Source organism: Actinomycetospora sp., assembly GCF_055612215.1.
The window spans coordinates 1-1,917 of the sequence record NZ_JBVPVA010000767.1; the positions used below are offsets into that span (position 1 = coordinate 1).

A 1,917-nucleotide genomic window follows, 5' to 3' on the forward strand; every position below is an offset into this window, starting at 1 on the left:
GACGCGCCCGTGCGGCACCGGGGTGGAGAGCGTGACGGTCTCGTGGGTGGCGTCGCGCAGCTCGCGCAGCAGGGGGAGCGCCGCGATCCGCAGATCGGACTCCCGCAGCGCCCGGGCCCCGATCGCCGCCGCCGCGGGCCCGAGCCGGTACTCGCGGCTGGCCGGGTCGAGCGCGACCATCCCGCGGCTCACCAGCGAGACCAGGATGCGGTGCACGACGGCCTTGGAGAGGCCGAGCTCGCGGGCGATCCGGGAGACGCCGAGCGTGGACGGGCCGTCGACGAAGAGCAGGAGCACGTCCGCCACCCGGGACGTCCCCTCCGTGCCGCCGTTGGTCTCGGTCACTCCGCGACCCCTCCCGTCGTACCGCTGGTCGAAACGAAGCGTGGCCCGTCGTCCCGCGGTGCGTCAACCCTCGGCCCGCGCACCATTGCGCTGGAGTCACTGAGCTGCTCAGATGCAGGACAGGAGCTCCTGGAGAGCGTTTCTCCGAGCGGAACGGAGGGCGGAACGATGGCCGACGTCGACCTGCTCGTGGCGGGCGCGGGTGGCGGCCTGGCCGGCGCGCTGCGCGCCGCGGAGGGCGGCGCCGACGTCGTGGTGGCCGAGGCGAACCCGCACTACCGGCGCGGCAACAACACCGCGATGTCCACCGCGATGGTCCCGGGGCCGGGGAGCCGCTACCAGCGCGCGGCCGGCGTCGAGGACTCCCCGGAACGCTTCCTCGCCGACGTGGCCGCGAAGACCCACGGCGAGGCCGACGCCGCCGTCGCCGGGACCCTGGCCCGGGTCGGGGCGCCGCTCGTGGAGTGGCTGGCCGACCGGGTCGGGCTCCCGATCGAGCTCGCCGACGTCGACTACCCCGGCCACTCGGTGCGCCGCGTGCACACCGTCCCCGGGCACCACGGGTCGGCGCTGCTGCGCGGGCTGGCCGACGCCGCCGAGGCCGACCCGCGGATCGACCTGCTGGTGCCGGCCCGGCTGGTGGGTCTGGAGCGCGACGGGGAGGGCTGGCGGGTCCGCCTGCGCCGGCCCGACGGCGACGAGGAGGAGCTCACCGCCCGCGCCGTCCTGCTCGCGACCAGCGGCTACGGGGCCGACCCCGACCTCGTCGCCACCCACCTCCCGGAGATCGCCGGCGCCGCCTACCACGGCAGCGAGTACGCCACCGGGGACGCGCTGCGCCTCGGGGGCGCGCTCGGCGCGGCGTCGACGACCCTCGACGCCTACCAGGGCCACGCCGGGCTCTCGGCCGCGGCGCGCACGCTCGTGACCTGGACGACGGTGATGCACGGCGCGGTCGTCGTCGACACCGAGGGGCGGCGCTTCGGCGACGAGACCGTCGGCTACTCCGAGTACGCCGCGATGCTCGCCGCCCGGCCCGGCGCGCGCGGCTGGGTGGTGCTCGACGCCCGCATCGACGCCGCGACGCGCGGGTTCCGCGACTACCTCGACGTCGTCGAGGCGGGGGCGGTGCGCTGGGCCGACACCGTCGAGGAGCTGGCGGGGCGTCTCGGCGTCGACGCCGCGGTGCTCGGCGCCGAGCTCGCCGACGCGGCCGCGGTGGCGCGGGGGGAGTCCGCGGTCGACCGGGTCGGCCGCCGCCGGGTCGCGGCCCCGCTCGAGCCGCCCTACGCCGCCGTCGAGATCGTGCCGGCGCTCTTCCACACCCAGGGCGGGCTCGCCGTCGACGAGCACGCCCGCGTCCTGGACGCCTCCGGCCGCCCGCTCGGCGGCCTCTACGCCTCCGGCGGGGCCGCGGTCGGCATGTCCGGCCACGGCGCCGCCGGCTACCTCGCGGGCAACGGCCTGCTGCCCGCCCTCGGCCGGGCCTACCGCGCCGCCGAGCACCTGACGTCGATCCTCACCCAGAAGGAGATCCCCGCATGAGCCACGACCTCGTCGTCCGCAACGTCC

The 1,917-nt window shown here is 77.3% G+C and carries 2 protein-coding genes; one reads left to right on the top strand and one right to left on the bottom strand.

The features are described 5' to 3' along the window. On the bottom strand, window positions 1–345 hold a 345-nt coding region (locus AC0CYZ_RS20920), incomplete at its 3' end, for a helix-turn-helix domain-containing protein (protein WP_472218844.1). A gap of 168 nt (window positions 346–513) precedes the next feature. Here AC0CYZ_RS20920 and AC0CYZ_RS20925 point away from each other — a divergent pair. Next, the gene (locus tag AC0CYZ_RS20925; protein WP_472218846.1) at window positions 514–1,890 is read left to right on the top strand and encodes an FAD-dependent oxidoreductase; all 1,377 of its coding nucleotides are present in this window, start codon (window positions 514–516) and stop codon (window positions 1,888–1,890) included. Window positions 1,891–1,917 lie beyond the last annotated feature (27 nt).